Origin of the sequence: Lacrimispora sp. (assembly GCF_031982545.1) — a bacterium.
Taxonomy (GTDB): domain Bacteria; phylum Bacillota; class Clostridia; order Lachnospirales; family Lachnospiraceae; genus Lacrimispora.
Map to the genome: position 1 here is coordinate 45,194 of NZ_DALYXB010000017.1, position 25,401 is coordinate 70,594.

26 protein-coding genes are annotated in these 25,401 nt (G+C 43.4%); 17 read left to right on the plus strand and 9 right to left on the minus strand.

From position 1 onward, the window contains the following. Window positions 1-19: 19 nt before the first annotated feature. From ABS301_RS22920 to asnA, 3 genes are all read right to left on the minus strand, one after another. The gene (locus tag ABS301_RS22920) at window positions 20-859 is read right to left on the minus strand and encodes a sensor histidine kinase (RefSeq protein WP_349674393.1); all 840 of its coding nucleotides are present in this window, start codon (window positions 857-859) and stop codon (window positions 20-22) included. 437 nt (window positions 860-1,296) lie between these two features. Beyond that, window positions 1,297-2,004 (minus strand): LytR/AlgR family response regulator transcription factor, encoded by a 708-nt coding sequence (locus ABS301_RS22925; protein ID WP_349674394.1) that lies wholly within the window; start codon window positions 2,002-2,004, stop codon window positions 1,297-1,299. A 23-nt stretch (window positions 2,005-2,027) separates the two neighbouring features. Next, window positions 2,028-3,035 carry an aspartate--ammonia ligase gene (gene asnA, locus ABS301_RS22930; RefSeq protein ID WP_349674395.1) on the minus strand — a complete coding sequence of 336 codons (1,008 nt, stop codon included), beginning with the start codon at window positions 3,033-3,035 and terminating at the stop codon, window positions 2,028-2,030. 172 nt (window positions 3,036-3,207) lie between these two features. On the opposite strand from asnA, the gene ABS301_RS22935 reads away from it, so the two are divergent. The 15 genes from ABS301_RS22935 to ABS301_RS23005 all read left to right on the plus strand — a co-directional run bounded on the left by ABS301_RS22935 (window position 3,208) and on the right by ABS301_RS23005 (window position 16,430). Beyond that, complete coding sequence (locus ABS301_RS22935) at window positions 3,208-4,269, plus strand: L-threonylcarbamoyladenylate synthase (protein WP_349674396.1); 1,062 nt, start codon at window positions 3,208-3,210, stop codon at window positions 4,267-4,269. A gap of 18 nt (window positions 4,270-4,287) precedes the next feature. After that, window positions 4,288-4,782: a deoxycytidylate deaminase gene (locus tag ABS301_RS22940; protein ID WP_349674397.1), complete on the plus strand. Its 495-nt coding sequence runs from the start codon at window positions 4,288-4,290 to the stop codon at window positions 4,780-4,782. 1 nt (window position 4,783) lies between these two features. Beyond that, complete coding sequence (locus ABS301_RS22945) at window positions 4,784-6,544, plus strand: B12-binding domain-containing radical SAM protein (RefSeq protein WP_349674398.1); 1,761 nt, start codon at window positions 4,784-4,786, stop codon at window positions 6,542-6,544. Further along, window positions 6,544-7,227 carry an endonuclease III gene (nth, locus tag ABS301_RS22950; protein ID WP_349674439.1) on the plus strand — a complete coding sequence of 228 codons (684 nt, stop codon included), beginning with the start codon at window positions 6,544-6,546 and terminating at the stop codon, window positions 7,225-7,227. The genes ABS301_RS22945 and nth overlap by 1 nt, the downstream gene beginning before the upstream one ends. Then, window positions 7,224-7,931, plus strand: coding sequence for a 3'-5' exonuclease (locus tag ABS301_RS22955; RefSeq protein ID WP_349674399.1), 708 nt, complete (start codon window positions 7,224-7,226; stop codon window positions 7,929-7,931). The genes nth and ABS301_RS22955 overlap by 4 nt, the downstream gene beginning before the upstream one ends. Window positions 7,932-7,946: 15 nt before the next feature. Then, the gene (locus ABS301_RS22960) at window positions 7,947-8,063 is read left to right on the plus strand and encodes a synaptobrevin-B (protein ID WP_277405710.1); all 117 of its coding nucleotides are present in this window, start codon (window positions 7,947-7,949) and stop codon (window positions 8,061-8,063) included. Window positions 8,064-8,114: 51 nt separating this feature from the next. Beyond that, window positions 8,115-9,605, plus strand: a complete 1,491-nt coding sequence (locus ABS301_RS22965; RefSeq protein WP_502877999.1) for a VanW family protein — start codon at window positions 8,115-8,117, stop codon at window positions 9,603-9,605. Window positions 9,606-9,614: 9 nt separating this feature from the next. Then, the gene (locus ABS301_RS22970) at window positions 9,615-10,190 is read left to right on the plus strand and encodes an AIR synthase-related protein (protein ID WP_349674400.1); all 576 of its coding nucleotides are present in this window, start codon (window positions 9,615-9,617) and stop codon (window positions 10,188-10,190) included. A gap of 14 nt (window positions 10,191-10,204) precedes the next feature. Further along, the gene (locus ABS301_RS22975; RefSeq protein WP_104437725.1) at window positions 10,205-10,687 is read left to right on the plus strand and encodes an Lrp/AsnC family transcriptional regulator; all 483 of its coding nucleotides are present in this window, start codon (window positions 10,205-10,207) and stop codon (window positions 10,685-10,687) included. After that, window positions 10,684-11,853 (plus strand): aminotransferase class I/II-fold pyridoxal phosphate-dependent enzyme, encoded by a 1,170-nt coding sequence (locus ABS301_RS22980; protein ID WP_349668691.1) that lies wholly within the window; start codon window positions 10,684-10,686, stop codon window positions 11,851-11,853. The genes ABS301_RS22975 and ABS301_RS22980 overlap by 4 nt, the downstream gene beginning before the upstream one ends. A gap of 5 nt (window positions 11,854-11,858) precedes the next feature. Beyond that, on the plus strand, window positions 11,859-12,353 hold the full coding sequence (gene trmL, locus ABS301_RS22985; protein WP_349674401.1) for a tRNA (uridine(34)/cytosine(34)/5-carboxymethylaminomethyluridine(34)-2'-O)-methyltransferase TrmL: 495 nt from the start codon (window positions 11,859-11,861) through the stop codon (window positions 12,351-12,353). A 187-nt stretch (window positions 12,354-12,540) separates the two neighbouring features. Further along, a complete protein-coding gene (locus ABS301_RS22990; RefSeq protein ID WP_349674402.1) occupies window positions 12,541-13,593 on the plus strand; it encodes a siderophore ABC transporter substrate-binding protein in 1,053 nt (350 codons plus the stop codon). A 19-nt stretch (window positions 13,594-13,612) separates the two neighbouring features. Further along, on the plus strand, window positions 13,613-14,623 hold the full coding sequence (locus tag ABS301_RS22995) for an ABC transporter permease (protein WP_349674403.1): 1,011 nt from the start codon (window positions 13,613-13,615) through the stop codon (window positions 14,621-14,623). Continuing rightward, window positions 14,620-15,681, plus strand: a complete 1,062-nt coding sequence (locus ABS301_RS23000; RefSeq protein WP_349674404.1) for an iron chelate uptake ABC transporter family permease subunit — start codon at window positions 14,620-14,622, stop codon at window positions 15,679-15,681. Before ABS301_RS22995 ends, ABS301_RS23000 begins: the two co-directional genes overlap by 4 nt. Beyond that, window positions 15,678-16,430 carry an iron ABC transporter ATP-binding protein gene (locus tag ABS301_RS23005; RefSeq protein WP_349674405.1) on the plus strand — a complete coding sequence of 251 codons (753 nt, stop codon included), beginning with the start codon at window positions 15,678-15,680 and terminating at the stop codon, window positions 16,428-16,430. Before ABS301_RS23000 ends, ABS301_RS23005 begins: the two co-directional genes overlap by 4 nt. A gap of 121 nt (window positions 16,431-16,551) precedes the next feature. Here the strand turns inward: ABS301_RS23005 and ABS301_RS23010 are convergent, their stop codons facing one another. The 6 genes from ABS301_RS23010 to ABS301_RS23035 all read right to left on the minus strand — a co-directional run bounded on the left by ABS301_RS23010 (window position 16,552) and on the right by ABS301_RS23035 (window position 22,588). Beyond that, window positions 16,552-17,970, minus strand: coding sequence for an APC family permease (locus ABS301_RS23010; protein WP_349674406.1), 1,419 nt, complete (start codon window positions 17,968-17,970; stop codon window positions 16,552-16,554). A 74-nt stretch (window positions 17,971-18,044) separates the two neighbouring features. Then, entirely contained in the window at window positions 18,045-19,172 is a 1,128-nt protein-coding gene (locus tag ABS301_RS23015) for an NAD(P)/FAD-dependent oxidoreductase (RefSeq protein WP_349674407.1), read from the minus strand. Between the two features lie 4 nt (window positions 19,173-19,176). Further along, complete coding sequence (locus tag ABS301_RS23020) at window positions 19,177-19,503, minus strand: (2Fe-2S)-binding protein (protein WP_349674408.1); 327 nt, start codon at window positions 19,501-19,503, stop codon at window positions 19,177-19,179. Further along, on the minus strand, window positions 19,496-21,082 hold the full coding sequence (locus ABS301_RS23025; RefSeq protein WP_349674409.1) for an FAD-dependent oxidoreductase: 1,587 nt from the start codon (window positions 21,080-21,082) through the stop codon (window positions 19,496-19,498). The genes ABS301_RS23020 and ABS301_RS23025 overlap by 8 nt, the downstream gene beginning before the upstream one ends. Then, a complete protein-coding gene (locus ABS301_RS23030; RefSeq protein ID WP_349674410.1) occupies window positions 21,079-21,396 on the minus strand; it encodes a (2Fe-2S)-binding protein in 318 nt (105 codons plus the stop codon). Before ABS301_RS23030 ends, ABS301_RS23025 begins: the two co-directional genes overlap by 4 nt. 25 nt (window positions 21,397-21,421) lie before the next feature. After that, a complete protein-coding gene (locus ABS301_RS23035) occupies window positions 21,422-22,588 on the minus strand; it encodes an ornithine cyclodeaminase family protein (RefSeq protein WP_349674411.1) in 1,167 nt (388 codons plus the stop codon). Between the two features lie 374 nt (window positions 22,589-22,962). On the opposite strand from ABS301_RS23035, the gene ABS301_RS23040 reads away from it, so the two are divergent. Further along, a complete protein-coding gene (locus ABS301_RS23040) occupies window positions 22,963-23,811 on the plus strand; it encodes a helix-turn-helix domain-containing protein (RefSeq protein WP_349674412.1) in 849 nt (282 codons plus the stop codon). A gap of 376 nt (window positions 23,812-24,187) precedes the next feature. Then, entirely contained in the window at window positions 24,188-25,378 is a 1,191-nt protein-coding gene (gene chvE, locus ABS301_RS23045; protein WP_349674441.1) for a multiple monosaccharide ABC transporter substrate-binding protein, read from the plus strand. Window positions 25,379-25,401 lie beyond the last annotated feature (23 nt).

Here is a 25,401-nt window from a genome sequence, read left to right on the forward strand (position 1 = left end):
GGTATAAACGGTCTTTATATCAAAGCGGTGGTGGAAAAAGCGGAATCATGACGCAAAAATGAAATAGTTCCTCTGAAACTGACACGTCCATGGTTCCATTACAGCGTTGGACTGCATCACGAATGTTGGATAAGCCGAGTCCATGAAGTTGGGGTTCTTCTTTTACAGACCGGAATGGGCTGGTGTCAGGGCTTGCCGTATGTGGGAATGGATTGGTTATTTCAATCATAAGAAAAGAACGTTGGACACAGGAGACTCCTGTTATTAGTGGGGGATCATTCTGACCGGTTAGTTTTTGACAGGCTTCCAGGGCATTATCCAGAGCATTGCTTAAGATGATACACAGATCAGAAGGGCTGATCAGATCAGAGGAGGGGAAAATGAAATCTGTATCCAAACGAATTTTCCATGCTCTGGCAAGCGCAAGTTTCTCCCTGATAATTGCATCTGCGTAAGCATTGCCCGATGAATAATCGGGATAAAAAGTATTAAAAGTTCCGGTTATACAATCCAGGTAATTGAAAGCCTCTTCATTTTTTTTCATGGAGAGAAGATTCCTTAAGCACAGCATATGGTTCTTAAAGTCATGGCGAAAACCAGACAGCTGCTTTTCTTCTCCCTGCCATGCTGCGATCCGTTTTTCCAGTATTGCATTTTTCTCATTTGCAAGGTGTAAACTTAGTTTGCGGTCGGCATAGTAAGAGGAAAAAGTAATCAGTGAAACGCCGCCAGCTGCCACAGCGGTTGCAATTATGTTTGATAGCAAGGTGTTGTTATACTGGATCTGGTTCCAACCATAGTATATAACAGTCTGTCTGGTAAAGAAACATAAAATAAGGAGGAATAGGTTTTCTGTCATAGTAATCTCACCATGGAGATTGCGGCATTTTCTGCCAACCCATTCCAATATAGCTGCGAAAAGCATGCTAGATAAAATATCACATAGTTTATAAACCAAATTATAAGCAGATGAATCTTGAATGATGTTTTTGCTTATAAATTGAATTAAAGGCAGAAAAACGAAATTGCATGTATATCCCAGTCCGTCAGTGAAAATAGCCAACATTACCTTTTTTCCGGTACTGCCCTGGAATAATACCCAGATCATCAACAGCGAAGTGACAAAATAAAACAATTCCTGTGGAAAAATCAGGGCAAGTCTGCAATTAATGTTGATAAAGTTGGAGACCATGGAAAAAAAGGCAACACCAATGAAGGTTAAAAGCTTGTGAAAACGGCATTTTAACATCTTACTGAAGAAACGATATTGGACGTAAGCGGTAAAAATAAAAAGAATTATAACAATACCTCCTTTTTCATATATTTGAGGAAGGTACTGGAAAAATCCTGATATTTTCGTTTGCTGACCGGAATTAATTCTCCGTTGGCAAGATGAAGATCCATTCGGTCAAACCGGACAATATAATCCATGTTAACAATGTAACTTCTGTGGCACCGGAAGAATCGGGCAGGGAGATTCTTTTCAACGGATTCCAGCTTACCAGAAAATTCGGTGGTATTCGTCTGGTTGTGAAGAGTTACCGTCTTATTATTTACTTCCAGATACATAAGATCAGAGCAGGAAATACATATGGTGGACTGGCCTGATTTTAATATAATAGGAGGTTCTTTTAAGAGATTAAGCTGCTTGATTATATGATCCAGCACGGGATAAAGCTTTTGTCTGCTTACTGGTTTAATCAGATAATGGGAAGCATCCACATCAAAGGATTGAAATACATATTGTTTATAAGCAGTAAGAAATACCAGCCTTGCCCTCGTGTTGGTCTCCCTGATTTTACGGGCAGTATTCAGTCCGGATTCTTCGCCCATCTTAATATCCAGAAAAATGAGGTCAGGCACAGCTTTGGAGGACAGAAGCTCTGTTCCGGATGTAAAGAGGAAAAGCTGGAAGGGGATATTCCGTGTACGAAAATACCCCTCCAGGTCATTTGCAAATCCATGCATAAACTCTGCCTGGTCATCACAAAGAAATACGTTCATTGCGTCCACTTCCTATGTAAGAATTAAAGCAGAAATATATTGTTCTTTCTGCACTCTATGCGCATTTCGTCTGGCCAGATACTGGCCTGAACTTCGCCAACGTGTGCCCGGTCTAATAATAGCATACAGAGGCGTGATTGCCCGATACCTCCGCCGATGGTATAGGGGAGTTCTCCATTTAAAAGCATTTTATGATAAGGGAGTTCCTTACGGTCTTCACACCCTGCTTTCCTTAACTGTTCTGACAGAGCTGTTTCATCTACACGGATTCCCATGCTTGAGATTTCTAATGCACAGTTTAAATGTTCAAACCAAAAGAGAATATCTCCGTTAAGCTGCCAGTCATCGTAATCAGGTGCTCTGCCATCGTGAAGTGTACCGCTGCCTAATTTATCTCCGATTTTCATAAGGAAGACACAGCCGTGCTCTTTTGTGATGGCATTTTCCCTCTCCTTGGGTGACAGTTTAGGATAGAGGTCTTCCAACTCCTGGGAGGTGATGAAAGTAATATCATCAGGAAGCGTTTTGACTGCCTGGGGATATTTGTACCAGACTTCATGTTCCATGTGTTTGATGATCTTGAAAATAATTTTCACGGTCTCTTTTAACGTATTTTCGTTTCTTTCTTCTCTGGTAATAACTTTTTCCCAATCCCACTGATCCACATAACAGGAGTGAAGATTGTCCAGATCCTCGTCTCTGCGGATGGCATTCATGTTGGTGTAAAGTCCTTCTCCTGGCTGAAAGCCGTATTCGTGGAGTGCCATACGTTTCCATTTGGCAAGGGAGTGTACCACTTCCATGGTTTCCCCGGGAACTCCTGCAAGATCAAACTGCACCGGGCGTTCCACACCATTTAAATTATCATTTAATCCGCTGCTTCGTTCTACAAATAAGGGGGCGGAGATTCTCTCTAAGTTCATCTCCTTACCCAGTTCCTTTTGAAAGGTGTCTCTTATGTATTTAATTGCTTCCTGGGTTTCCCGGACAGAGAGCCTGGGGTCATAGTTTTGGGGTATAATCAGTTCCATGTTTTTCTCCTCTTTTAACGTATCCTGTTATTATGGTATCATTGATAGGAAAAACTTACAACTGCTATTTGAATAGGGCTTTAAAAGCCCGTTTTGTCAGGGGTAAAAGCATTGCATGAGCCTTTACGCTGTGATATGATAAATGGAAGTGAAAAGAAAAGAGCAGAGAGATATGAATACGAAACGAATTATATTAAAAGACAGAGAGAATCCGGATTCAGAACAGTTAAATGAACCGGCAAAAATATTAAGGGAAGGCGGTCTTGTGGCATTCCCAACGGAAACTGTTTATGGTCTTGGGGCCAATGCCTTAAACGAAGAGGCTGCAAAAAAGATCTATGAGGCAAAGGGAAGACCATCGGATAATCCTCTCATTGCCCACATTGCAGATTTTGACGATCTGCTGCCCCTGGTGACGGAAGTCCCGGAGGCAGGCAGAAAACTTATGGAAGCATTCTGGCCTGGTCCCCTTACGCTGATTTTTCCCAAAAGCAGTCTGGTCCCCTATGGAACTACCGGCGGACTTGATACAGTAGCCGTTCGTATGCCTGCTGACCCTGCAGCCAGCGCGCTGATCCGTCTGGCAGGAGTTCCCATAGCAGCTCCCAGCGCCAATACATCCGGCCGTCCCAGCCCTACCACCGCAGACCATGTATGGCAGGATATGAACGGAAAGATCCAGATGATTGTTGATGGCGGCGCAGTGGGCATCGGTGTGGAATCCACCATTATCGACGTTTCGGGAGAGGAACCCATGATACTAAGACCAGGTGCAGTTACCCAGGAGATGGCATCTGCAGTTTTAGGAAAAGAGATCTGTCTGGATCCGGCTATTATCTCAGGCCCGTTAAAAGCCGATGTAAAACCAAAGGCACCGGGAATGAAGTATAAGCATTATGCACCAAAAGCAGATCTTACTCTGGTTGAGGGAGAGACAGATGCTGTGGTTCTGGCAATTAATAAACTGGCGGAGGAAAAGCTGGAGGCAGGATACCGGGTAGGTGTGATCTGTACCGATGAGACGTCAGATCTTTATCCGGGAGGTATGATAAGGAGTATCGGCAGCCGTCTGAAAGAGGAGTCTGTCGCCCACAATTTATATGCAGTTTTACGGGAATTTGACGATTTGGATGCTGACTATATATTTTCTGAGAGCTTTTCCAGAAGTCATCTGGGACAGGCAATCATGAACCGGTTGACTAAGGCAGCCGGTTACCACATTATTAAAGTTTGACAGGGAGGAGCAGGAAGGATGACTGGAAAAAGAGAAGATTATATTACCTGGGATGAGTATTTTATGGGAGTGGCTGTTTTGTCAGGAAAACGATCCAAGGATCCAAGCACTCAGGTAGGGGCCTGTATTGTCAGTCAGGATAATAAAATTTTATCCATGGGTTATAACGGATTTCCACTGGGATGTTCCGATGATGAATTTCCATGGGGAAGAGAAAATGAGGCAGAGGATCCCTATAATGCCAAATATTTCTATTCCACTCACAGTGAATTAAATGCTATTCTTAATTACAGGGGAGGAAGTCTGGAAGGTTCTAAACTTTATGTAACCCTTTTTCCCTGCAACGAGTGTGCAAAGGCAATTATACAGTCCGGAATTAAAACAATTGTTTATGGTTCGGACAAGTATGACGGAACACCAGCGGTGAATGCTTCCAAGCGTATGCTGAATGCGGCAGGAGTCCGCTATTATCAATATCAGCCATCCGGCAGAAAAATAGAGATCGAGGTTTAATATGAAGTTTTTACTGGCGGCGCTGAATGCCAAATATATTCATTCCAATCCTGGAGTTTACAGTTTAAAGGCTTATGCCCAGGCGTGGCTGAAAGAGCCGGAACTGAGCGACGGAAGGTTTGAGATAGAAATCGGGGAATATACCATTAACAATCAGATGGATGAAATATTGAGTGATATTTATAGAAGAAAACCAGATGTAGTGGGATTCTCCTGTTACATCTGGAATATTTCCTATATTTTAGAACTGGTACGGGACCTTCCGAAAGTTCTCCCTCATGTGGAGATCTGGCTGGGAGGTCCTGAGGTGTCTTACGATGCAGCCCGGATTTTGGAAGAAGAGCCACATGTTTTCGGTATTATGATGGGTGAAGGGGAAGAAACCTTTAAAAAAGTAGTCAGCTGCTATCTGGATCAGCAGAGAGGAACTCCGGGGTGGGATCAGACAGCCTTTCAGGAGATAGATGGAACTGCTGTCCGGGATAAAGATGGCCTACCGGTTATCAATCCATTAAAATACCCAGTTGATCTAAACAGGATTCCATTTCTTTATCAGGACATGGCCGGGTTTGAAAACCGGATTGTTTATTATGAAAGCAGCCGTGGATGTCCGTTTTCCTGCAGCTACTGCCTTTCCTCTGTTGATAAGTCCGTCCGGTTCCGTGATACGGATCTGGTGTTAAAGGAACTGGATTTTTTCCTTCAGAAAAAAGTCCCACAGGTGAAATTTGTAGACAGAACCTTTAACTGCAGCAGGGATCACTCGTATCGCATCTGGGAGTATTTGATCGAACATGATAACGGGGTGACTAATTTCCATTTTGAGATTTCCGCAGATTTATTGAATCAGGATGAATTACAGCTGATGTCCCGCATGAGACCAGGACTGATCCAGTTAGAGATCGGGGTGCAGAGTACCAATGAATCCACCATTAAGGAAATCCACCGGAGTATGGATCTGTCTGTATTAAGGAAGAATGTGGAGATCATAAACAGCTATGGAAACATACATCAGCATCTGGATCTGATTGTGGGACTTCCATTTGAAGACTATGAAAGCTTCAGACGTTCCTTCAACCAGGTTTATGATATGAAGCCGGATCAGCTTCAGCTGGGATTTTTAAAGGTATTAAAGGGTTCCTATCTATCACAAAAGGCACAGGATTATGAGATTCGTTATAAGGAAACGCCTCCCTATGAAGTTTTGTCCACCAGATGGCTTGACTATGGTGGAGTTCTTAAGTTAAAGGGACTGGAAGAGATGCTGGAGGTTTACGGCAACAGCGGTCAGTTTCAAACTACAATAGAAGAATTCCGCAAAGAATTTCATACTACTTTTGATATGTTTGAGTCATTGGCCGAATATTATGATAAACAGGAATTGTCAAAGCTGAGCCACAGCCGTATGGCAAGGTATGAGATATTAGAGACATTTATCAGCCTCCGGGTTCCTGATAAACAGTCCTTTTACAGGGATCTTCTGGTATATGACTTATATCTGAGGGAAAACTTGAAGAGCCGTCCTGTTTTTTCCGCTGATCAGGAACCTTATAAAGATCAGGTAAAAGCATTTTTTGCCGATGAGGCGGTTCAATATCGTTATTTAAAAGAAGGTTATGAAGGATTTGAAGCCAGGCAGCTGATCAAGATGGCTCATGTGGAGGTATTTCATGATGGAAGAGCGGTTCTTTTTGACTATAAAAAAAGGGATGTGCTTACCCATAATGCAGCAGTCCATGAGCTTGGCATATGGAGGAGATGATGGCTAAAAAAGAGACAAAAGCAGAAAAAAGAGCCAGGGTAACCAGAGTTCTAGAGGCTCTTGACCAGGAATACGGAACAGAATATATCTGCTATTTAAATCATGAAACACCATGGCAGCTGCTTATTGCAGTTATTTTAAGTGCCCAGTGTACCGATGCCAGAGTCAACATGGTGACTGTAGATTTATTTCAAAAATACGACTCGCCGGAAAAATTTGCAAATGCCCATTTAAAAGAGCTGGAACAGGATATTCACTCCCTGGGATTTTATCGCATGAAAGCCAAAAATATTATTTCCTGCTGTACGGATCTGGTGGAAAAGTATGGAGGCGAAGTTCCAAAGACCATGGAAGAGCTGACTGGACTTGCAGGGGTGGGCAGGAAAACCGCCAATGTTATACTGGGCAATATTTATAACCAACCCAGTATTGTGGTCGATACCCATGTAAAACGGATCTCGAGAAAACTGGGGTTTGCCAAATCAGATGACCCGGAAAAAATTGAATATGAATTAATGGAGATACTGCCAAGAGATCACTGGATCCTGTGGAACATCCAGATTATCACGCTGGGAAGATCCATCTGCATTGCAAGAAGTCCCAAATGCAGAGACTGCTTTTTAAAGGAGCTGTGTCCCAGTGCTGTAATGGGGGAAATTGAGGAGAGGAAGAACAAAACGTGATATCATCTTATGTTGCCGTGGATTTAGAAACGACCGGTCTTGACCCAAAGCGGGATAAAATTATTGAAATCGGAGCAGTGCGGGTGACGGATGGAAAAGCAGAAGACACATTTGAATGCTTTGTAAATCCTTACCGCAATCTGGAAGAGCGTGTGATTTCCCTGACTGGTATTACTGACAGTCAGCTGGAGCCTGCGTCAGGCATCGAATCCATAATTGACCATTTCCTTGATTTCGCAGGTAAACTGCCTATTCTGGGACATCATATCATTTTTGATTACAGTTTTTTAAAACGTGCAGCAGTAAATAAAGGATTATGTTTTGAACGGCAGGGAATTGATACATTAAAACTTGCAAGAAGATTTATGCCGGAAGACAGATCAAAAAGTCTCTCTGCAGCCTGTGGTTATTTCGGGATAGAAATAAAACAGAGCCATCGTGCCAGATTTGATGCCATTGCAGCTCATGAGCTGTATCAGACAATGAAAAAGGAGTTCGGTGAAAGGAATCCGGAAGTCTTTGACTCTGTCCCCTTGATTTATAGGGTAAAAAAGGAACAACCAGCGTCAAACCGGCAAAAAGAACACTTGCAGGATTTATTAAAATATCATAAAATAGCTTTATCTGTGCAATTGGATCATTTATCCAGAAATGAAATATCCAGAATTACGGATAAAATCATCGCACAATATGGAAGAATATAAGAGAGGTGATACAAAATGATTAATTTTAACAATAAGAACAACAGGAAGTTTATGTCAGTGGTCTTAATTGCAGTTGTAGTTTTACTGATTATAGCAATGGTACTCCCCATGATGTTAAGTTTTATGAGATAGTTTTTATCTGACAAAACGTCAGGCGGAAACAGTAGAGTAAGAGGATGGAATATGAAAAAGAAAACTTTGTCCATATGCCTGGCAGCCTCCATGCTGGCAGTGGGAATCGGATTTTTCTCACCAGCATACGTAATGGCTGATACGCTTCCGGACGGTATCTATGTCGGGGATTATAATCTGGGCGGTTTGACAGAGGAAGAAGCCGGGCAGAAAGTTCAGGGCCTGGTTAATGAAATGGAAAATCAGAAAATCACACTGGTTGTGGACGGACAGCCGGTTGATACGACAGCTAAGGATCTGGGATTTCATTGGAGCAACCCGGAAGCGGTTTCTCAGGCAGCATCCTCCTGGCAGGGGGGGAATTTATTAAAACGATATTTAAATAAAAAGGATATCGAACACAATCCAGTCATCATTCCTTTGGAAACTTCTTTGGATGATGGCAGGTTAGCGTCATTTGTGGCCGAAAAATGTGCACCTGCAGTGGCTGAGCCAAAGAATGCCTCCATTGTCCGCCAGAACGGGGCATTTACAGTCACACCTTCTGTGATTGGAAAAACAGTGGATGTGGAAGCCACAAAGCAGGCTCTTAATGCGGCGTTTGCAAATGGTTTAAAAGATCCGATCACTGTTAACGCAGTTGTTGCCGAAGTAAAGCCGGCGATTACAACCGAAGATTTATCTACCATTCAGGATGTACTTGGAACCTTTTCCACCAATTTTTCATCAAGCGGTGCTTCCAGGTCCAAAAACCTGCAGGTTGGTTCCGGAAAGATAAACGGCCACGTGTTAATGCCTGGAGAGACCTTGTCCGGTTATGACTGTATGCACCCCTTTACGGTAGATAATGGTTATGCGACAGCTGCTGCGTATGAGAACGGTCAGGTGGTTGACAGTGTGGGAGGCGGAGTATGCCAGATCGCCACTACCATTTATAATGCCGCACTCAGAGCAGAGTTAGAGATCAGTCAGAGACAGAATCACTCCATGGTGGTAAGTTATGTAAAGCCGTCGGAGGATGCTGCAATCGCAGGAACCTATAAAGACATTAAATTTACCAATAATTACGGCACACCTATTTATGTGGAAGGCTATACATCAGGAAAGACTCTTACCTTTACCATATACGGAAAAGAGACCAGACCAGCCAACCGTACCTTTGAATTTGTATCGGAAACACTCAGTGTCACTGATCCGGGAGTGGCAAAAGAGGTTGTGGATCCTGCCATGCCGCCTGGATCCAGAAAGCAGGTTCAGTCCGCTCATCAAGGAATGAAATCAAGACTCTGGAAGATTGTGTATGTAGATGGTGCAGAACAGAGCAGAGAGATACTTCATACGGATACCTACAATCCCTCCAAGGCAATTATAAAGGTTGGCCCGGCAGCGCCCGCAGTTGCAGAACCATTACCAGTCCATCCTTCTGAAGTTCCTGATATGATTACACAGCCAGCTCAGGAAACAGCCCAGCAACCGGATTCCCCGGCAGTACCTGAATGGGAAGATACTGTGGATAGTCCCCAGGCAGGACCGGGAGAATAAAAACAGAACATGAGACGGATTGAAAGAGAAAATACAGGAACCATAAAGCCGGGGCAGGATCTTGTGGCTGCAGGATATGCAGGATTAGCTGGAACGTTAAAAATAGTAAGTGAAAAAGAGGGAGAACTGCATCAGTGGTTCTCCTCGCAATATATTGACCAGATTTTAACCGGAGATTATTTATTACCGGTAAATGATCCGGAGTTTTTTAAGAATCTGGGGGCTACGGAATGGGAGCCGGTTCTTGAGGGAGGAATACTAAAAGCTCTCTGGGACTTATCCGGCGCCTATATGACGGGAATTCGTTTTGACCTTCATAAAATCCCGGTAAGGCAGGAAACCATTGAGATCTGTGAACGGTACGACTTAAACCCATACCGTCTTTATTCAGAGGGCTGCTTTGTGTTGGTGGCGGATAACGGAGGAGATCTGGTATCTGCTTTAAAGGAGCATGGAATGAATGCTGCGGTCATTGGGAAAGTAACAGACGGAATCAAACGGATTATTGTCCATGAAGACGGAAACGGCTATCTTGACCGCCCTTCAGAGGACGAACTATATAAGGTGTTATCCCAAAACAGGTAAATCGGAGGTAGGATATGAGAGAGAAGATACTGGCAATTATTGAAAAAAACAGCAGAATTGATTTAAAGGATCTGGCGGTTCTACTTGGAGAGAGTGAGGCAGCCATTGCAAACGAGATTGCTGAAATGGAAAAGGAACATATCATCTGCGGATATCACACCCTGATTAACTGGGATAATACCAGCGATGAAAAGGTGGTTGCGTTGATTGAGGTTAAGGTAACTCCCCAGAGAGGTATGGGTTTTGACAAGATCGCAGAACGTATTTACCAGTACAGTGAGGTAAATGCAGTTTATTTGATGTCAGGAGCCTTTGATTTTACCGTATTCATCGAAGGAAAGACCATGAGAGCAGTTGCCCAGTTTGTATCTGAGAAACTCTCCCCCATGGAATCCGTGCTCAGCACAGCCACCCATTTTGTTCTGAAAAAATATAAAGATCACGGGACGGTTCTGGCGGAAGAGACACAAGATGAAAGGATGCTGATTACGCCGTGAGAAACCCATTATCAGACCGTATAACAGAGATTCCCTCTTCGGGAATCCGTAAATTTTTTGATATCGTAAGTGAGATGAAGGATGCCATTTCTCTGGGTGTAGGCGAGCCTGATTTTGACACGCCATGGCATATCAGGGAAGAGGGTATTTATTCACTGGAAAAAGGACGGACATTTTACACCTCCAACGCTGGCTTAAAAGAGCTTAAGACGGAGATTTGCAGCTATTTAAGCCGCCGCTTTGAAGTTACATATGATCCTGATCATGAGGTGATGGTAACAGTTGGCGGCAGCGAAGCCATTGATATTGCACTCCGTGCCATGTTAAATCCAGGGGATGAGGTGCTGGTTCCCCAGCCCAGCTATGTTTCCTATGTACCTTGTACCATTCTGGCCAATGGAGTCCCGGTGATTATTGATCTGGAAGCAAAGGATCAGTTTAAGCTGACCAAGGAAAAGCTTCTGGAGAAGATCACTCCAAAGACAAAAGTACTCATTCTTCCGTTTCCAAACAACCCTACAGGGGCTGTCATGGATGCCAGAGAGCTGAAGGAAATTGCTGACATTGTTATTGAGAAGGATTTATTCGTTATCTCAGATGAGATCTATGCAGAGCTTACTTATGGAGGGGATCACTCCACCATTGCGGCTTTTCCTGGGATGAAAGACAGAACCGTTTTAATTAATGGCTTTTCCAAATCTTACGCAATGACCGGCTGGAGGCTTGGCTATGCCGCTGCTCCCAGAATGATTTTAGAGCAGATGCTTAAGATTCACCAGTTTGCCATTATGTGTGCGCCTACCACAAGTCAGTATGCAGCAGTTGCTGCGCTGCGGGACGGTGATAAGGACGTGGCTGTCATGCGGGAATCCTACGATCAGAGAAGGCGTTATTTAATGCATGCATTTCAGGAGATGGGGCTTGAATGCTTTGAGCCCAACGGTGCTTTCTATACGTTTCCGTGTATCAAACGGTTTGGCATGACCTCCGATGAATTTGCCACCCGGCTTCTGATGGAAGAAAAGGTTGCGGTTGTTCCCGGAACTGCGTTTGGAGACTGCGGAGAAGGGTATCTTCGTATATCCTATGCGTATTCATTAAAGAACTTAAAAGAAGCTTTAAGCCGTATGGAACGCTTTATTAAAAGACTGGATGGAAAGGCGTAATCACTATGAATATTGTACTATTGGAACCGGAGATGCCGGCGAATACAGGGAATATCGGTAGAACCTGTGTGGCCACGGATACCAGGCTTCATCTGATTCAGCCTTTGGGCTTTAAGCTGAATGATAAACTGATCAAAAGGGCAGGGCTTGATTACTGGGATAAGTTAGATGTTACTGTGTACAGTGACTATCAGGATTTTTTAGACCGCAATCCGGCAGCGAAAATCTATATGGCCACGACTAAGGGACATCATGTTTACTCAGATGTAAACTATGAGCCGGATTGCTTTCTCATGTTTGGGAAGGAAAGTGCCGGAATACCAGAAGAGATTCTTGTGGACAATGAGGATCGCTGCATAAGAATTCCCATGTGGGGCGATATCCGTTCCCTGAATTTATCCAATTCTGTTTCCATTGTTCTTTATGAAGCTTTGAGGCAGAATGGATTTGATCGGATGACCATGGAGGGAGAACTGCATCATCTCCATTGGAAAGAATAAAAAGATGCCTTGACCGGTAACGGTGAAGGCATTTTTTTATGTGTCCGAGTTAGTTAAAACAAACTAATAGGTTGACAATTATGGGCTGATATGGTAAACTGCGGATTGAGTTAGTCTTTGCTAACATAAATCAGGCCTGGCAACTGTATTAGACATTTGCCGGTTAATACATAATCAGGAGGTTATTATGAGAAAATCTATTTTACCCAAGTTAACTGTCGTTGCAGCAGTATTAGCCCTGGCGCTGACGGGCTGTTCAGGCAAAAGCAGTAACACGGCGGCTACCGAAGCAAGTACGCAGGCAAGTGAATCTGTGGAAACAACAGCAGCAGAAACCACAGCAGTAAAGGCTGCAACCGTTGAAATCACAGATATTCATGGAACGGTTACTGTTCCTGTAAATCCAAAGAACGTGGTGGCATTGGACAACAGAACCTTTGAAACATTGTCTGATTGGGGAATCAAGTTAGCGGCGGCTCCCAAGGGAGTTATGCCTGCAGACTCACCATATGTAGCAGACAGTGAAGTTCAGGACATTGGAGATCATAAAGAACCAAATCTTGAAGTGATTGCAGCTGCAGATCCGGAGCTTGTTATCGTAGGCCAGAGATTTTCCAGCTATTATGAAGATATAAAGAAGCTGGTACCAAACGCTGCGGTAATTGATCTCAGTTTTGAGATTTCAAAAGAAGCTGGTAAGTCTGGCGACAGTTTTGTAAATGGACTGAAGGATTCCACAATCACATTGGGTAAAATCTTCGATAAGAATGAAGAAGCAGAGAAGTTGACTGCTGATTTTGACAAAGCAATTGAGAAGGCGAAATCAGCGTACAATGGAACCGACAAAATTATGAGTGTTGTAGTTTCTGGCGGAGAAATTGGTTTTTCAGCTCCTGTTTCGGGACGTGTATGGGGACCTATGTATGAAGTGTTTGGCTGGAAGTCTGCATTAGAAGTTGACGGTGCTTCTTCTGATCATAAGGGAGATGATATTTCTGTTGAGGCGATTGCGCAGAGCAATCCCGACTGGATTTTTGTAATGGATCGTGACGCTGCAATTTCTTCTGAAAAGGATGCAGTTCCCGCAAAGGATGTAATTGATAATTCTCCAGCGCTACAAAACACTACAGCTGTTTCAAAAGGGCAGATCGTATATGCACCAAACGATACATACACCAACGAATCCATACAAACTTATTTGGAGTTATTTGATAATCTTGCAAGCACTTTGACCAAGTAGGAAAAGGATGTATAACAGAATGCGGAAAGATCGAATAAGAAAAATCACAGGGGCTGAGAAATCTCAGCCCCAGAATTATTATAACAAAACATGGACAAAATCTTTTATACTGGCCGTATTCTGCGTTTTTGTTCTGGGAATTATATCACTTTTTACAGGAGTATATGATATCAAGGGACAAGAAGATGGACTGCAAATGTTCTTTATCACACGTGTTCCAAGAACCGCGGCTCTCATGCTTACAGGTGCGGCAATGTCCATGTCAGGGCTGGTCACACAGCTGATCACACAGAACCGTATGGTGGAACCTACCACAACGGGGACAATTGAATGGGCAGGCCTGGGACTTGTTTTAGTTTATCTGGCAATTCCGGCGCCGACGCTGGTGCAGAGAATGTCCGGTGCCATCATTTTTTCATTTATAGGTACTATGATTTTCTTTTTCTTCTTAAGAAAAGTTAAACTTCGCTCGTCCCTGATCGTTCCCATTATAGGAATGATGCTTGGAGCGGTCGTATCCTCAATTTCCACTTTTATAGGGCTTCTTTTTCAAATGACGCAGAGTATTGAAACCTGGTTCGTCGGTTCCTTTGCTCCGGTTCAGATCGGACGTTATGAGTATTTATGGCTGATTGTAATTATTAATATCATCATTTTTATCTATGCTGACCGGTTGACGTTAGCCGGATTAGGAGAAGATGTGGCGACCAGTCTTGGAGTAAATTATAATAAGATTGTTATTCTGGGTACTGGTCTCATTTCAGCAGCTGTTGGTATTGTTGCAGCTGTTATTGGAAATCTGCCGTTTTTAGGCTTAATTGTACCCAATATTGTTTCCATGTACCGAGGCGACGATCTTAAGAGTAATTTGCCCTGGGTTTGTGTTTTGGGAATGGGAGCGATCACTTTGTGCGATATTATTTCCCGTACAATTATAATGCCTTTTGAAGTCCCTGTCTCTTTAATACTTGGAACTGTGGGTGCGGTTATATTTATCGTGATCTTAATGAAACAAAGGAAGCTAAGATGAGTGAAATTATATATGGTAATAAAAAAGACGGGTTCAATCCCGGACTTGATGATAAAAACAGATCAGCCAGAGCTTTTCGTACCAGGAAAGAGGAGGCACGTTATTGGGTTTTGCTGATCACATTGTTTGCTTTGGGTGCTCTTGCCACCTATGGACTTTTGGTTTATAACAATCCGGTTCCCATCAGTTCTCCTTCGTTTATTCCGGTTGTAAAACGGAGACTGACAGCAATCATTGCAATGATTATTTCAGCTGTTTGTCAGAGTCTGGCGACCGTTGCTTTCCAGACGAGTACAAATAACAGGATTATCACTCCTTCTCTTTTGGGGTTTGAGGCACTTTACTCAACCATACATACCAGTACCATGTTCTTTTTTGGCGCTGGTGCTTTTATACAGTTCAGCGGTGTTGGACCCTTTCTGCTGCAGGTCACTGTTATGGTTATAATGTGTTTAATCCTTTATGGCTGGCTGCTTTCCGGAAAGTATGGAAATCTACAGCTGATGCTTTTGGTGGGTATTATTATCGGGACCGGGTTAAAGTCGGTATCCGCTTTTATGAGAAGGCTGCTTGCACCGTCTGAGTTCGATGTTTTGCAGGCAAGATTATTCGGCTCTGTCAATAATGCAGATGCGAGGTATTTTCCGGTAGCAATACCCATAGTAATCATTGCTGCAGTGCTGATTCTTGCCTATTCAAAGAAATTAAATGTATTGTCTCTTGGTAAGAGTGCCAGCACCTCTTTAGGAGTTCATCATAAGTTTGGCGTTATTTATACTCTTATATTAGTTTCTGTGCTGATGTCTGTTTCGACCTCTCTGGTTGGCCCCCTCACCTTCTTCGGATTTTTAGTTGCTACCATGAGCTATCAGGCAGCGCCCACCTATGATCACAGATATGTTTTTCCGATGGCACTTGCCATAGGCTTTTTTGTTTTAACTGGCTCATACTTTTTTATGTATCATATATTCAGGGCTCAGGGTGTTGTTTCTATCATCATTGAACTGTTTGGGGGAATCACATTTTTAGTTGTAATGCTGAGAAAGGGAACGTTATGATAGAGATACTTAATGTTAGAAAAACGTACTCAGATGAGGTTAAGATAGGACCTTTAAATATTCAGATACCAAAGGCTGGTCTTACTTCTCTGATAGGACCGAATGGTGCTGGAAAATCTACCGCATTGTTAATGATTGGAAGACTTCTGAATATGGATGAGGGCCAGATTAAGGTAGCAAATATGAATGTCTCAGATTCTAAATCAGAAGATCTGGCAAGAATCTTAACGATTCTGCGGCAGGAGAATCATTTTGTCACCAGACTGACGGTCAGACAGCTGGCAGGGTTTGGGCGGTTTCCTTATTCCAAGGGGAGGTTGACAAAGGAAGATGAAAGTATTATTTCCAAATACATTGATTTTCTGGATCTGGGTGATTTAGAGAACCGCTATTTAGACGAGCTGTCAGGCGGTCAGAGGCAAAGAGCATATGTGGCAATGGTTTTGTGTCAGGAGACAGAATACGTGCTTCTTGATGAGCCTTTAAATAATCTGGACGTTGCCCGTTCCGTGCAAATGATGGAGCATTTAAGACATGCTGCCAATGAATTTGGCAGAACCATTCTCACTGTAATACACGACATCAATTTTGCGGCTAAATATTCGGATCGGATTTGTGCCATGAAAAATGGACAGATTGCTGCATTTGGGACCGTGGAAGAGGTTATGAAGCCAGAGCTTTTAACGGATATTTTTGAAACAAACATAAATATTATGGAAGGCCCTTATGGACCAATCGCCATTTATTAATTCAGGCTCATATCAATATTTTAAGTCATTAAGACCGGAAAATGATGCATGGAACCTGTCTTACCCATTTAAGGACAGGAGGGAGAGTTGTTTTATTCTCCCTCCTGTCCGTTTAAGTTGTTTAATTGACCAGCACGGAGGCGGAGGCCTGACCTTCCTCCGTCTGATTTTCCAGTTTCACATCATTGATTTCATCTAAAGAAACGGGGCGGAATGCATCAGCCTTTTTTATAATCTTTACCCAGTAGAAAGCGAAAAGTAAAGTAATAATAAGCAGTACAAAATATATTTTATAGATAAATATCCGTGCATCACCTTCTGCAATATGCCAGATCATATAAACGTCTCCTATCATACAGATAATCTGGGGAATTCCCCATAATGTAAACCGTTTATCTCTTCCCGGTGCATTGGGATAACGCCTGCGCAGCACCAGGACGGTAAGATTGACCAGAATGTAGGAGGTGAGCCAGAAACAGGAGGCTGCAAGCAGGAAATTGGTTAGACCGGAATAGTTTGCAATACCGCTCACCAATATAAAAGAGATGACTCCTGTTATAAGGAAAAGTCCTGGTGTGGGAGTTCCGCTTTTATTTTTTTTGCTAAAATATGACGGCATTAAACCGGCATCTGCCATACCACTTAAGATTCTGGTTACGCTTCCCAGTACAGTATTGATGGTACTGACCCCGGCCAGTATGGTGATAAGCCCCATCCAGTAGCTGCCGGCTTTTCCCATAACCCGCTCTGCGAAGATAATATGAGGCATGCTGCTGGAACGTAGTTCTTCCAGTGAAACGTAGTTTCTCATGCCGGTGCTTAATAAGCTCTGAACAATAAAAAGAAGGCATACGCCAAGAACCATGGCAAGAGGAACATCCCGTTTAGGATTTTTTAAATCCTTTGACACCGGAATCACAAATTCAATTCCGATAAACATCCAAAATGCCAGTGCAGTGAGAGACAGGATTCCTGAAAATCCTGTTACGACAGGAGGAGTCTGTGCGCCGGGAGCAAGGGGAGTACCTACTCCTAATTTAAATGCACTGATGACTCCGAGCAGTATAAGAGAACCGATGAGTGCTATTACAGTTAAATTTTGTATTTTAGCAAAGATATCAACTCCCAGATAATTGACAACGGTTAAAAAAGCAAGAAGGGACAGACTGATTACCAGTACAGGAACTCCTTTCAAAAAGGTTTCCTGAATAACCAGTCCGCACATGGCAAGCTCTACGGAACCGGCCAGTATATTGGTGATAACATAGGCGGAAAGATTGGAAACAATGGACGGAACCGGTCCTAGTCCAGCCAGTGTATACTGCCCCAGTCCGCCTTCGGCCTCCGGCATTAAATCGTGAAGTTCACGAAAAGAAAGTGCAAGCAGAATATTTAAAATTACAACAATAAACATGGCAGTGATAAAGCCTTTTCCGGCTAGTCCGGTACCAAGTCCCAGTGATAAAAGACAACTGGTTGCCACGATTAATCCAACACATACGGAAACTGCACTTCCAAGTCCCATTTTTTTACTGTTCATATAGCTCCTCCTTTATGTGGTCAGTGAAGTGAAAAAACAAAGACATCTTAAAATAAGACGTCTTTGCCATTGGGTCAAATCTTTGTATGAAACCGGTCGTACCGGAAATCTTTAATGCTTAAAACAGGTTCTTCTCCAGTGGCCATCTGGGATAAAATCGTCCCTACCGTAGGAGAGATACCAAATCCATGACCGGTAAATGCACAGGCAAGAATCAGTCCCGGGACTTCCTCCACATGGCTGATTACAGGGACATGATCGGCGCAGACATCAATGAATCCTGCCCATGTTCTTACGATTTTTGCACTTGAGAGGCAGGGAAAATATTTCATAATACCACGGCAGATGCAGGAGGCGGTCTGACTATTGGTTACAGGGGTTCCATTGCTTTTGTTAAAGTCCTCAAACCCGGAGGAACCGCCGAAGACAAAGGATCCGTGAGTGCTTTGGTGTCCGTAGAAATCAGCCATTGCAGTACCCAGCATCTGATAGAACATGGGGGGCTGGGCCTCTGTGACTAAAACCTCTAAAAGTGCCTGAGTCATGGGAATATCCACTCCCACGGAAGCTGCGATCTTACGGCTTTCATATCCGGCTGCCAGTATGATGGTCTCGCCTTCATACACGTCACTGTCAGTAATAACCTGCCTGGCTTTTCCCTTGTATTTCCTTATCTCAATCACCGTTTCTCCAGTGATGAAACGCACACCTAACTGCCTTGCCTTTCTGTAATAAGCAAGAGTTGCAAGCATGGGGTTGGCATGACCATCGGTGGGACACCAGCTTGCCCCAATTACCTCATCGGAGAGGTAAGGGCAGATATCCTTGGCTTCAGACCCGTCGATCATGGTAACTCCAAGACCCTGGGCGGTTGCCCGCTCAGTAAGACCATTTAGTATTTTCAGATGATCTTCTGTTTTTCCAAGGCGTAAGTTGCCTTTCTGATAATATTCCACATCCATTCCAAGCTCTTCAGAGAGGGTAGGCCAAAGGCTGGCAGCTCCGTACATTGCCAGAGGAAGCTCCCGCCTGTCTCTGCCTGACTGGCGGACGCCGCCTCCATTTCTGGAAGAACCACCGCCTCCTATGTGGTCGCTTTTTTCCAGGACTATGACAGAACAGCCCTTCTTTGCCAGATAATAAGCGGTTGCATTACCAATAATTCCGCTGCCTATAATAATTACATCTGCGCAGTTACCCATTCCATCAGCCCTCCTTCCTGTCATTGCCTAATATTTTCATTTCTATGGGCCTCATAGGCGCACGGGATACTGCCGGCTCTATATCACCCGGGGTAAGCCCCAGTTCCTTTGCTACAATGGACTTTACCAGTTTTGAGCAGGTCTGTCCCTGGCAAAGCCCCATGCCTGTTCTTAAATACCTTCGAATCTCGGTTAAAGTAAACATGCCATCATGTACAGCTTTTCGGATTTCCCCTTTTGTTACTTCTTCGCAGCGGCAGATAATCATATCATCATCTGGAAGGGGGATCAGAGGTCCGATGTCTGCAAAGCGGTCATTACGTTTATTCATGGCTACACCCCCTGCTTTTATAGAACCTTGCTTTCATTGCCATTTCAAGTGGTACCTTCATGGTGAGTAAGGTGGTATGATCGAAGGCTTTCAGCGTTTTTACCTCAATAATCTCTGTCTTGCATACTTCTTTTCCGCTTCGGTCAAGAGCCGTTCCTGTATCCCCCTTCACCGGTATTGGAAGGAATTCATAGGGGAGCGTAACCGAAGCGTATCCGGGCTCGTATTCCTCGTTTAAAAGAAAGATTGCCTGACCGGAACAGGAAGCAACGCACATTCCACAGCCGCTGCATATATTTTCTTCATCAATGACCGGAAGTGACGTGATGGTTTCTCCGATTTTAATGCATTTTCTGGGGCATGCATCCTGACATGGGTTACATGGAATGTTCTGGGTGCATTCCATGACCGGGTGGATTCCTTTTCCTTTTGCAATTCCCGGAAAACGCTCTAATTCCGCCTCGTCTAAATATCCATTGGTTAAAAGGCTTTCTGAAATCGGGATGCCTTCATCGGTCAGGGTGATTTTCTTTCCCCGGTTTTCCGGTGCGAACATGCCTTTTCTTAAACGGTCTAATGCCAGTTCTAATTCTGCTGTTGTTTCATTTGCTCCATTCTCTGAAAGGAAACCCAGATACTGCGCAGCTTTTGTACCTGCAATCCGACCCTCTATCATGGCAGAACTGGCCTCTTCAATACCGGAAACATCTCCTGCTGCATAAATACCGGGGATGCTGGTGAAGCCATATTCATCAATGACAGGAATATATCCAAGGGGAGTATCCTGCATCTTGCAGCCTGCCATATGAAGCAGCTGTGACATGGGAGACAGGCCCACTGCAAGACAGATCGTATCAACAGCAAAATGCTTTTCTGTGCCAGGAATCAATTGAAAGGAAGAATCCACCTCTCCGATTACAACTCCTCTGACACAGTCCTCACCCTCTGCCTTAATGATAGTATGGGAGAGGTAAAATGGAACACCGCATCTTGCGACTTTGGCTGCATGCACACCGTATCCCCCTATTTTGGGAGCTGCATCCACAAGTGCGGCGACCTGACAGCCTGCCTGAAGCAACTGGAAGCTGACCACCAGCCCCACGTTTCCGGTTCCGAGCATCAGAACCCTGTTTCCCGGTTTGATGTGATGTAAATTCATCATGGTCTGGGAAGCACCGGCTCCTATGACACCGGGAAGTGTCCAGCCTTCAAAGGGAACCATATTTTCCGTGGCTCCAGTAGCAACAATTACGGCATCTCCCTTATAGTGGCAGATTTCTTCATCAATCTTTACGGTTATTTCCTTATCCTGATAAAGCCCTGTTACAATTGCATTTAACACGACTGTTACCTTTAAATCTTCTGCTTCTTTTAATAATTCTTCTCCGATCCGAAATCCCCGGATCTTTGCCTTATGTTCTTTCGAGCCAAAGAACTTATGGATCTGTTTAAAGAGCTGTCCTCCAGGTTTGGAATTTTCATCGAACACAATGACTGACAGTCCGTTTTTAGCCGCGCTGATGGCAGCGGACAGACCTGCAGGACCGGCTCCTATAATAATCAAATCAAATCGATTCATGTTGATTCCTCCTGTGCCGATACCCCGTACTGGGTTTGTATAACCATACCTTCTTTTAAAGGAGTGATGCAGGTTCTGACGTTAGGTATTCCGTCTACAACCATAACGCAGTCCGTACAGCGGCCGATTGCACAGAAGACCCCTCTTGGCTTATGGTATTTTTTCGTATATCGGTGAATCATAATGCCTGCAGCTTCCAGAGCCATGGCGATTGGTTCCCCTTCATAACCAGTAAGCGGTGTACCGTCGTATATAAATGAAATAACTTTTCTCTCTTCCGGTTTTCCCAGTATTGGGTGTTCTTCAATTCTCATATCGTCTGCTCCTGTTCCTGAATTTTTAAGCAAGGTAAGGTTCTTTCCAAAGGTTCAGTCTGGTTCCTATCTCATTTTTAAGAGCATTTCTGTAAACAATGGTTCCCCACGCCACATCCTCAATGGGCATTCCCCCCACGGAATAAATCACGATTTCATTCTCTTTTCTGTGAACAGGAACCTTACCGGTGAGTACATCCCCAAGGTCATCCACCTGATCTGCCTTCATGACTCCGTCTTTTATTAAATCCATGCAGTGAACTGCAGGTATGGGAACGGAGTTGTAGGAAGGATAGGGGAGTTCTTCTGCCCAGGCTTCGTATAACTGAATGTTATCTGCCACGTTTCTTGCCCTGTTTAAGATAAAGTCGTCATCAAATCTGGCAGCTGCCGGACAGCAGAGGATTGCTCCTGGTTTAATCCATTCTTCCTTGATATAAGAATACAGGGAAGGATCTCCCGTTGGACTGGAGGTGGCAATACTTACAATATCTGCATCCCTGACCGCTTCTTCCTCCGTATCCACCACAATCAGTTCTTTGATCTGAGGATATTTATCCCTGACATACTGGATAAATCCATCTATGGATTTCTGGCTTCGTCCCTTTATTTTAACCGTATCAATCTGATCTCTTACTGCCATTGCAGCATCAAAAGCGGTTTTGCTCATAACTCCGGGTCCGATGATACCTACCACTTTGGAATCTTCTCTGGAGAAATATTTAATACCAACTCCTGGCACTGCTCCTGTGCGGAAAGCACTTAAAATATTTGCTGACATATAGGCAAGTGGTGCGCCTGTGTCCTTATCGTTCAGTGTCAGCATAAGAATGGATCTGGGAAGCCCCTTCTTCCGGTTCTCAGTGTTAGAACCGTACCATTTCATGCCTGCCATATCAAACTTACCGCCAAGGTAGGCCGGCATTGCCATAAATCGTCTGTCGGGCCCGTCTGTGGGCATATTTGGGAATGAAGAAGCCTCCGGAAATGTCATCATAATACCATGTGAGTTGGCGTTGGAACCGCCCATTCGGAAATCGCCTGCTTTCAACAGCCGGAACATCTCCTCCATGGCCTCAACGCAGCCTTTCATATCTGTAACGCCCGCTTTTACCATGTCTTCTTCATTCAGATAAATAAAATCAACCTCAGGATAAGCCATATGTTTTACCTCTTCTTTCTTAATTTTCATCAGTTATGAACGCTTCCAGCTCAATCTCAACCATTTGAGAAGGACGGTTGAGTTTAGGTACGGAGGAAAAGTTGATACGTTTCACCTATGTACCTCCTTTCATTAAAAAAAGCCTTATGATATGGAATCATAAGACCTCGCTGTCTTTTTTGTCATTCTAACTGTTTTACTGCATACACGTATTGTAAAAATCGGAAGTCAAAAGGAAAGAACTGACAGGCTTTAAATGAGAATATTTCTTGACCTTGAAAAAAGAAAGTGATAAAATGCATCAAAAGACACGAAGGCGTTCTGAACCCTTTGTGTCTTTTGTGTTTCTATAGGGATACGTCTCATTTCCTTTAAATCAGGAAAAACAGAAAGGAGCAGACAATATGAGTAATGAATGGAGAAAAGAAAATGTTCCGGCACTGAGTCCCAGACAGCCTGAGTTTGTGCTGGCAACCACAAATTATTCTAAAAAATGTATTATGAAATATAATCTTTCCCATTTTTATCAGTTTACTGCCGAATCAGACCATATGGGAGTGATTCCGGATGCCTGTATTGATATGCTGTTCTGGGAAAAGGATGGAGTAATGAAAGCCAAGGCAGCAGGTACCCTGTTAGAAAAAGGAACCGCAAAAACTGAATTAAACTGCCAGTATTTCGGAGTACGGTTTCTGCCGGGGGTCAATCCGGTTGCCGGCAACGTGAAACTTAATGAACTGGTGAATCATGAGATCAGTCTGGAAGATATGCTGAGCAGTACCGGAGAACGGGAAGGGCTGCTGGAGCGTATGTATGAAGCTGGATCCTTTCATGAAAAAACAGAAGTTTTTCTCGATTTTTATCTGAAATATTTTTATAATCACGTCGAAGATAAAAACAGTCTGAAATACGTAATACACCAACAGATACTAAAGTCAGACGGAAGCCTGAAGCTTTCGGAGTTAAGCAGCTATACAGGTTATTCGGAGCGATACTTAAATCAGAAAATCCACGAAGATTTTGGCATGAATCCCAAAAATCTGATCAGGTTTATCCGCTTTCAGAAATCAGTGAGCAGACTGGTGGAAACCATTCACTGTGCAAATGGAGCAGATGCCGCACTGGTATCAGGATATTATGATCAATCCCACTTCATAAAGGAGTTTGTGAAGATGTCTGGATTTACCCCATCAGCTTACATAGATACCCTTTTGGGAAATGCTTATGATAAAAAGCTTCATGTTATTTATTAAAAAGAATTTATATCATAAGGAAAGAATTTAACGGCTTGTTCTTAATTATAAGAACGAGTCGTTTTTTTTGTAATTTCATGTCTAAAATTGTCGTCAATCACCCGTCAATTACGCATAGTTGTATAGACAACTTAATAAAAATACTTAAAATGTTAAAAAATGTATTGACAAAACATTGATGAAATTATATATTTGATTCATAACAGAATTTAGTAAAAATAACCATAAAACTGAATGTTAAAAAAGATATTATAACAAATATCACATTCAGCATCTGTCATAATTCGACAAACCATGTCGAAACAAACAAAATACATATTTGCAATATGTGCAAATTGTATATACTAAAATGTAATTATTAGGAGGGTATGAAATGATGAAACGAAGAGTACTTGGAGTCATGCTTAGTGCAGTGTTGGCGGCATCTGCATTATTTGGATGCAGTTCGTCTCAGACAACTGCTACCACGGCGGCAGGAACCAAAGCAGCAGAGACCAAAGCAGCGGAAACCACTGCTGCAACAACCGCAGCGGCTGCAGCAACAACAGAAGCAGCAAAAGCAGCGGGAAGCGGCGGAAAAGTAGGTGTGGCTATGCCAACCCAGTCTTCTGAGCGCTGGATCAATGACGGTGCAAACATGAAGAAACAGCTGGAGGCCCTTGGATATCAGGTGGATTTACAGTATGCAGAGGATGATGTCCAGATGCAGGTTTCCCAGATTGAAAACATGATTGCTTCTGGTGTAAAGTGTCTGGTAATTGCATCCATCGACTCCTCAGCTCTGGTCAACGTGGAAGCTCAGGCCAAGAGCGCCGGAATCCCGATTATTGCCTATGACCGTCTGCTGATGGATACAGATGCTGTTTCCTATTATGCAACCTTTGATAACAAGGGCGTTGGTACAGCCATTGGTGAGTACATCAAAGAATCAAAGCAGTTAGATAAGGCAAAAGCAGAAGGAAAATCCTATACCATCGAATTCTTTATGGGATCTCCTGATGATAACAACGCATTGTTCCTCTATAACGGTTTAATGGAAGTATTAAAGCCATATCTGGATGACGGAACCTTAAAATGCGAATCCGGACGTACTTCATTTGAAGATACCTGTATCTTAAGATGGTCTCAGGAAACAGCACAGCAAAACTGTGAGAACTACTTAACTGGCTTCTATGCAGACAAAAAGCTGGATATCTGTGCATCTGCATTTGATGGTTTCGCTTATGGCTGCAAGGCTGCATTAGAGGGAGCAGGTTATAAGGTTGGCGTTGACTGGCCTTTGATTACTGGTCAGGATGCAGAATTAATGGCAGTAAAAAATGTTATTTCCGGTTATCAGACCATGTCCATTTACAAGGACACCAGACTTCTTGCTGAAAAATGCGTTACCATGGTTCAGGCAGTGTTAGAAGGCGGAAAACCTGAAATTAACGATACAACCCAGTATAACAATGGTAAGGTGGTAGTTCCTTCTTATCTGTGTACACCGGTTGCAGTTGATAAGGACAATTACAAAAAGATCATTATTGATGGCGGTTATTATACAGAACAACAGCTGGCACAGTAGCAGAGACGTACATACAGGCGGCG